Source organism: Chryseobacterium phosphatilyticum, assembly GCF_002899825.2.
Classification (GTDB): Bacteria; Bacteroidota; Bacteroidia; order Flavobacteriales; family Weeksellaceae; genus Chryseobacterium; species Chryseobacterium phosphatilyticum.
On sequence record NZ_PPED02000009.1, the window covers coordinates 41,474 to 49,063 of the forward strand.

9 protein-coding genes are annotated in these 7,590 nt (G+C 31.4%); 5 read left to right on the forward strand and 4 right to left on the reverse strand.

Going from position 1 to position 7,590, the window contains the following annotated elements:
* Nucleotides 1–52 precede the first annotated feature (52 nt).
* The 3 genes from C1631_RS22950 to C1631_RS22960 all read right to left on the reverse strand — a co-directional run bounded on the left by C1631_RS22950 (nucleotide 53) and on the right by C1631_RS22960 (nucleotide 2,670).
* Nucleotides 53–1,321: a Y-family DNA polymerase gene (locus C1631_RS22950; protein ID WP_109714435.1), complete on the reverse strand. Its 1,269-nt coding sequence runs from the start codon at nucleotides 1,319–1,321 to the stop codon at nucleotides 53–55.
* On the reverse strand, nucleotides 1,321–1,791 hold the full coding sequence (locus C1631_RS22955; protein ID WP_103249883.1) for a LexA family protein: 471 nt from the start codon (nucleotides 1,789–1,791) through the stop codon (nucleotides 1,321–1,323). Before C1631_RS22955 ends, C1631_RS22950 begins: the two co-directional genes overlap by 1 nt.
* A 312-nt stretch (nucleotides 1,792–2,103) precedes the next feature.
* The gene (locus C1631_RS22960) at nucleotides 2,104–2,670 is read right to left on the reverse strand and encodes a hypothetical protein (protein WP_109714437.1); all 567 of its coding nucleotides are present in this window, start codon (nucleotides 2,668–2,670) and stop codon (nucleotides 2,104–2,106) included.
* A gap of 199 nt (nucleotides 2,671–2,869) precedes the next feature.
* Here C1631_RS22960 and C1631_RS22965 point away from each other — a divergent pair, with 199 nt between their 5' ends.
* The 3 genes from C1631_RS22965 to C1631_RS22975 are packed head-to-tail and all read left to right on the forward strand — an operon-like array spanning nucleotide 2,870 to nucleotide 3,979.
* Nucleotides 2,870–3,280 carry a hypothetical protein gene (locus C1631_RS22965; protein WP_123966780.1) on the forward strand — a complete coding sequence of 137 codons (411 nt, stop codon included), beginning with the start codon at nucleotides 2,870–2,872 and terminating at the stop codon, nucleotides 3,278–3,280.
* Nucleotides 3,281–3,315: 35 nt separating this feature from the next.
* A complete protein-coding gene (locus C1631_RS22970; protein WP_109714441.1) occupies nucleotides 3,316–3,591 on the forward strand; it encodes a hypothetical protein in 276 nt (91 codons plus the stop codon).
* A gap of 10 nt (nucleotides 3,592–3,601) precedes the next feature.
* The gene (locus C1631_RS22975; protein WP_123966782.1) at nucleotides 3,602–3,979 is read left to right on the forward strand and encodes a hypothetical protein; all 378 of its coding nucleotides are present in this window, start codon (nucleotides 3,602–3,604) and stop codon (nucleotides 3,977–3,979) included.
* Here C1631_RS22975 and C1631_RS22980 read toward each other — a convergent pair.
* On the reverse strand, nucleotides 3,963–4,358 hold the full coding sequence (locus C1631_RS22980; RefSeq protein WP_109714443.1) for a hypothetical protein: 396 nt from the start codon (nucleotides 4,356–4,358) through the stop codon (nucleotides 3,963–3,965). The genes C1631_RS22975 and C1631_RS22980 overlap by 17 nt on opposite strands.
* Nucleotides 4,359–4,377: 19 nt before the next feature.
* On the opposite strand from C1631_RS22980, the gene C1631_RS22985 reads away from it, so the two are divergent.
* Complete coding sequence (locus tag C1631_RS22985; RefSeq protein ID WP_165828363.1) at nucleotides 4,378–5,310, forward strand: lytic transglycosylase domain-containing protein; 933 nt, start codon at nucleotides 4,378–4,380, stop codon at nucleotides 5,308–5,310.
* 5 nt (nucleotides 5,311–5,315) lie between these two features.
* Nucleotides 5,316–6,599 (forward strand): hypothetical protein, encoded by a 1,284-nt coding sequence (locus C1631_RS22990; protein WP_109714447.1) that lies wholly within the window; start codon nucleotides 5,316–5,318, stop codon nucleotides 6,597–6,599.
* Nucleotides 6,600–7,590: the final 991 nt, after the last annotated feature.

Genomic DNA, 7,590 nt, shown 5'->3' on the forward strand with positions numbered 1-7,590 from the left:
GCTTCCATTTGGAAGCTTTTTTGCTAAAATCTTATTCCCAATTAATTTGAAATTAAGAAATTGCTTTTACTTTTAAAAGCTGGTTTATATCAGTGGTTCTACGAGGAGATAAGTTTTTTTGATTCATCTTCCATGTTCTTTGCAGATCCATTGAGCCTAATTTGATTTTATCAGCACCTAATCTTTTATTCATTCGGTCGATTACTTCCATAAGAGGTTTATGTTTGTCATGATAATCAGTATCAAATAAACTGGTCATTCTTTCAGTATCAGGAACAAATTCAGTCAACATTACTCCAGCTTTTTTATATTGAAAAAATGGTAGATAGATATTTTCCAGAGCTTTTAATGCGAATGCACTAATTTCAATTGCTGAGCTTGATGGATTTGGCAATCCAATTGTCACAGAATTACTATACTGTTTTAAATCGCTTTTAAATCTATCTGTAGTAATAAATACAGTAATAAAATTACAACAGGAATTTTGCTTACGAAGCTTTTCTGAACATTTAAACGCAAAAGTTGATATTCTTTCTTTTAAAACTTCGAGATCATCCGTTCTTTTATTAAATGTCCGGCTAGTTCCAATTCCTTTTTTGGGTTTAGGAACTGATAGATCATATTGTGGAATACCTCTTAGTTCCTGATGCATTCTTAGCCCATAAACGCCCATTTCTTTCTGTACATAGGCTTCAGGAAGTTGAACAAAATCCCAAGCTTTTTTCAAACCCAATTTTGTAAAACGATCATTATATCTTCGTCCTATTCCCCATATATCCCCAATTGGGAGCCATCTTAAAGCTTTTTCTATTTTGGTTTGAGAATCTATAATATATGTATGACCTAATTCGTGTGAAAATTTTTTCACAATTTTATTTGCAACTTTAGACAGAGTTTTTGTTGGAGCTAAACCAATACTGCAGGGAATGTCTAAACCATAGAAAATAGTATCTCTTAATTCATTACAATGGTTCCTTAAATTAATATATTCATAATTATGGAAATCCATAAATGATTCATCCACGCTGTAAACCTCAATGTCTCGGCAAAATCTTCTACTAATATTTACCATCCTATTTGAGATATCACCATAAAGAATAAAGTTTGCCGAAAAAACAGAAACATCATTTTGCTTAATAATATCCTTTATTTGGAATGCAGGAACTCCCATACCAATACCCAATGCTTTTGCTTCATTAGATCTTGCAATTATACAGCCATCATTATTGGATAAAACAACAACAGGTTTTTTCCGTAGATCAGGGCGAAAAATTCGTTCCGCTGATACATAAAAATTATTACCATCAATTAATCCGTACATTATTCTAAACTATGCAAGTTCCATGTTACTTTTCCCCAGTATGTAAAATCTGATTCAGCTGAGACATACAAATCAGAGTAGTCCGGGTTTTCAGATTTTAGGGTAATACTCTCCAAAAAGCCAGTATTTTTTTTAAAATTTGGTTTGTATTTTTTTACATAAAATTCCCCATCTAAGAACACAATAATTACACTATCTTCTTTAGGTAACATCCCTTTTTGAATTATCAATAAATCCCCATCAAATACACCAATTCCGTTTAGAGAATCGCCAGTAACGAATGCAAAAAATACAGTGTCTTTATCTTTGATTAAAATTTTTAATAAATCAATTGTATCTTCAGGAAAATCAAGTGCCGGACTTTCAAAACTACTATATCCCCCTGCCTTTACCTTTGCAGGTAATACAGGAACTAAAATTGTTTCTTCATCAGACAATCTATATAGATCTATACTATTTTTAACCATCATAATACTGAATATTTATAATAGCAAAATTAGGTACTTTTTATTATCATAAATTATGATTATCATCTATACTTTCAGGAGCAAAGCAAATCACTTACTGCGACAAAACTTGTCGTATTTTAATTTGAAATATGTACATAAAAAAAGCTCTATCATTATGATAGAGCCTATAAAAATTTTGATAATTTTTAATTTGTCTGAAAAGAACTGTTCAGATTTTATAAATCCTGCCATTAGGCTGTTCAGATTTTATTTATCCTGTTCTTTTCTCTTTTCTAAGAGCAAAGTTAAATATTAATTTTTTAATACACAAATCTAGTATGTTAATTTATCAATAGCACTTAAGTTTTTCAATATCAACCTATTTAAATTTATACTACTGTCTGTAAACGATATACAATACTGTCCATCTGTCATATAAAAATCATTAGTTTTCATAGCTGTAATGGTTGTTATTTCATATTTTCCATATCCAATTAAATGAATCTCTATTACTAAATTTAAAGGAGTTTCAGAGTTTCTAAAATCCTTCAAGACTATTCTGTAATTAGTTTTCGATCTAGGTTTTTTCCTATCCGGAAAATTTATAAATGCAGTAATTCTATTTGAAATATAAAAATGAAATATATACTTAACACTCTCAATTATCAATTCAAGAACTTTCTTTTGTTCTATGCCTTCTCTAATTCCGTTTGCATCTCCCTCAGTCGCCCTAATTTCATAATGTTTATCAATCCAAATTTCAATTTCAAAATCTGAGTATTTATATATTAGTTTTGCATTCTCTGAAGCAATATTTTTTTTAAAATCTTCTGTACCTTCAGAGGGAGCTATTGGTTCTGGGGCTTTCACACTTTTAGGTATTCTAGGTCTTTTTCCCATTGGATAAATTAATAATGCAATTTTAAGGAAATTTAATATATTATGAATTAAAAAAAAATAAGGTATATATATATAGTTAAGAAATTTTTATATATTTGTATAAAATAAAGCACCGGAGCAGGTGCATAAAGTCTGCAAGATTGCTATGTATAATATAGATCATTTACAAACTTTTAATTTATCCGGAAAAGATTATTATATGGAAGTAGATGCCATGGACAAAGTACATTTTTATCCAAAAGAAAATCTTCCGGATGACTTTGGTGAAAATTCAGTTCTTACTTCAGTAGAGGAATCATTGTTCAATTTAGATGATGCTTTTATTGATAAATCGGTAGAAATGAATTTAAGTCTAAATAATCGGTATTTTTCAATCTACCATCATAATTATTCTGGAATTAAAATATCAATTTTTAATAAAAAGGATGTTGGAAAACTCTCTTCAATCTCCTTATTATTCGTTAATAATCAAAGAAAACTTATTTTCGATACATCTAGTGAATCGTTGATTATTTCAGCGATAGCTGAGTTTTTAAAAAAAATAAATCAATATAGTTTATCTCGGAAAGAAAAATTATTGGACCAAATACTGATAAACTTTTCAATTTAAACTTCAATTAAAATAAAGGAAAGAAAATTATTAAAATGGATAACAAAAAGTATATTCGAGGTTCAAAAGATTCTAAACTTAAAAAAGCTGTTCTTTTTAAATTATATAAGAAACAGATTGATTTTATGTCTCTTTTTGTAAAGTTTAAGCATGAACAGGGCTATGACAAATTAGCTTACACCAGGACAGATATAATGTATGAAGCTTTGCAGGACTTTATGTTAAAAAATGAGAAAGAATTTTTTAATCACGCCTCTCAGAAACTCCAAAATGAAGCTGAAAAGCTTTCAATCTTTAATTCCAAATTATAAAGCTCAAATTATGAATAACGATATTTTTAAAAAAGCTAGATTGTATCTTGAAAAATATAGTACAATTAGCACAAGCAATCATTTAATTGTGGCAATGATGCTAATTTTAGTTTCTAACTGGATAATGGTTTCCTTAAACCTTTCTGTTTACTATTTACTAATAACTTTAGGAATTATATTATTTCTATCATTAATAAGAGGAAATTTAAAGGCTTATGATATTGAACTCAATAACAATGGTCAAGTCACTCAGTATTATAATGTAAAGTATAAATATTTAAAGAAAAAAGATCATTTGGTCATTTACCATAGTGATGGTAGAACTACTTTGATTAAGCAAGGAAATTATTCAATAAAAGAGCGTGTAAACTCTACTCCTTCAGAGTAAGTTGTAACTTATCAGCTAATTCTTTAACCTTTGATAACTTATCTTGTAAATTATTAAGACGTGCAGCTTCTAAATCTTTTGTCATATACTTTGAAACTAAAGTATTGTCTTCTGTAAATAACCAAGCAGGATTGATATCATGTTCAACCTGGTAATATTTTACAAAATGTATGAAAGCTTCAGTTTGAGTAGTTAGTCTTCTTTCTATATTGCTATAGTTATCAGCTTTTAACGGATTATTACTTTTATTAGAAAGTTTTATATTATTTACTTTGATAAAATTATTAAAACTGTCAACAAATTGACTTTGTGTAAAATTTAATTCTTTTCTCAGGAAAATAAGACGCTTAAATACTATGTCATTTAATAATTCACTCATAACACAAATATATGAAAATATGAATAATTTTATAATTAAAACTTCATTAATTTTTACTTTGTTTTTCCCTTTATTAGTCTATTCACAGCAGGAATCGAGGGTTTATGAAGAAGGAAGTGAAGTTTATTTAAAGGTAGACGAAAAATGGGTAAAATCATTAGAAAAGTATGATAATACAACTTCAAATGAAACTTATGAAACTCTTTCTTTAGACACATATAAAGAGAGATTTAGGTTACTAGATGTTAATACTAATTTAAACATTGATTACAATGATGTAACCTATTCTTACGTTAAAAAATACCTATCTTATAGATGGTATCATAGAATAATTGGGTTATCATCATACTATTTTCCTCTTTTTGAATCCGCATTAGATAAATATGGACTGCCAAGAGAGATTAAATACTTAGCAGTTGTAGAATCGGCATTAAATCCAAGAGCAGGATCCTGGGCAGGAGCAAAGGGTATCTGGCAATTCATGCCTGCAACCGGGAAAGAGTTTGGATTGTATGACAGTAAATACTATAGTGGTTTTTATGATCCAGTTAGAAGCTCTGATGCTGCTGCTAGATATTTAAGAGATTTGTATCGAAAATTTGGTGATTGGAATTTAGCGATCTCTGCTTATAACTGTGGTGCAGGAAACGTCAACAAAGCAATCAGAAAAGCAGGAACTAAAAGTTATTGGAGAGTACGACAGTTTTTGCCTAAAGAAACCCAGGCGTATGTACCAAGTTTTATAGCTGTAAATTATATTTTTAATTTTTATAGACTTCACAACATTAAACCAATGTATTTTAAATATACATTTTATGATGTAAAAATGATTACAAATAATAAGCCTACCAGTTTTAAAAATATTTCCGGAGACATAGCTTTTTTGAGATTTGCTAACCCACAATTTATATCGGATTATATACCATCTAATTCAATCATTTACACAAAATAAGAATTATGAATAATAAGAAATGGACCAATGCAATCAAAGCTTTAGATGATGGAAAGAGTAGTGAAAATGAGAATATTTCCAACAAGGTATTAGGTAGTGAAATTGAGACAAATAAAATTACAGTAGAAGAGGGAGAGATTTATTTAATAGATGAAAATAAACCTAGTAATATTATTAAAACTTTTGACAAAGAAATTAAGTCAGACGAAATAAATATTCCCAATGAGTTCATAGATCTACTAATAGGAAAAAAAACAGGAAAAAAATCATCTAAGGTTAGTCTTTTAGATATGCCTATTGCTGCAACAAATATTTTATTTAGGTCAATAGCTTTGGTAAAATCGAGTCAATTTAACGCTAAAGCAAGACCTATTCAGTTAGAACTTTTTGAAGAAGAGTTTAAAACAAAGCAGAATGCTAAAGTATCCCTGGCTATTAATGTAAAAGATATATCTTCGAATGTTAGGCGTGATGGCAGAGTTACCGGAAGACGTGAGAAAGTGAGAGAAGCTATTGATTTTTTACAAAATAATCTATTTGTTTGGGTTATCGGGAAAAATTCTACTGGGGAAACTGTTGATACAAAATTATCTTATATTGAATCTCCTTCTTTTACAAAAGGAAAGGTTTTTTTTGATATGAATGTTTTTTGGTTTGAACGATTGCTCAATTTAAAACTATATAATACAACTTTATTAGAGTTACCTGAGCTACTAGGAAATACACGGCATGTTGTATTTTCGGTTTATTTGGAAAGATTCACGTCAAATCAATGGATTCAGTGGAACTATAAGAACATTAACGAAACATTTGCTTTAAATTACTCTGATGCAAATAATTTAGCAAAGGGCTTTCTACGAGAATTACGACATAAACTTGATAAGAATTCTCTTAAAAGTTTTCAGTATAGAGTAGATGGAGATAACATTTGGATTATGCCATATGAAATGAAAAATCTTGTTGGTGAAAATAAAATTGAGCTGCAGTCTTCGACATTAGAAAAATTGGATGATAATTACTTTGCAAATTCAGTTGCCAGAAAGCATAAATTAAGCAAGGAAAAAAAGCAAAGTATATTAGATATCATTAAAATATCAACAAGCGATAAAAACATATTAAAAAGCGCTTATGAAGAGTTTAAAAGATATTGTAGGAGTAAAGAAGTTAAGGTATCGATTCTAAAATACTCCGGAGAAAAATTTTTAAATACCTGGAATAAATTTATTTTTGAAGAATATAAAAAGACAGATAAGTTTGTAAACTATCCAAATGGTTTTCCTAGAGTATAAATAGCCCCTTAAAGGGGCTATTCTCATTTTCACTACCTAACTACTCACCAGGTTCACCGGAAGCTCTGCCCTGGGAAAGTGTACAGCTGATCTATTCCTGAAAATCCGGAACCCTTACAAGATCCTCACAAACTCCTAAAGCTGAAGAAAGAAATATTAACCAGGTGAACCGGATCCGGTTCCGTAATTCCACTCGCCCGGTTGCGCCAGGATCAACACCGGAAGCTCTGCCCTGGGAAAGAGTGCAGCTGATCTATTCCTGAAGATCCGGAACCCTTACAGGATCCTCACAAACTCCTAAAGCTGAAGAAAGAAATATTAACCAAGTGAACCGGATCCGGTTCCATAATTCCACTCGCCCGGTTGCGCCAGGATCAACACCGGAAGCTCTGCCCTGGGAAAGAGTGCAGCTGATCTATTCCTGAAGATCCGGAACCCTTACAGGATCCTCACAAACTCCTAAAGCTGAAGAAAGAAATATTAACCAAGTGAACCGGATCCGGTTCCATAATTCCACTCGCCCGGTTGCGCCAGGATCAACACCGGAAGCTCTGCCCTGGGAAAGAGTGCAGCTGATCTATTCCTGAAGATCCGGAACCCTTACAGGATCCTCACAAACTCCTAAAGCTGAAGAAAGAAATATTAACCAAGTGAACCGGATCCGGTTCCATAATTCCACTCGCCCGGTTGCGCCAGGATCAACACCGGAAGCTCTGCCCTGGGAAAGAGTGCAGCTGATCTATTCCTGAAGATCCGGAACCCTTACAGGATCCTCACAAACTCCTAAAGCTGAAGAAAGAAATATTAACCAAGTGAACCGGATCCGGTTCCGTAATTCCACTCGCCCGGTTGCGCCAGGATCAACACCGGAAGCTCTGCCCTGGGAAAGTGTACAGCTGATCTATTCCTGAAAATCCGGAACCCTTACAAGATCCTCACAAACTCCTAAAGCTGAAGAAAGAAATATTAACCAGGTGAACCGGATCCGGTT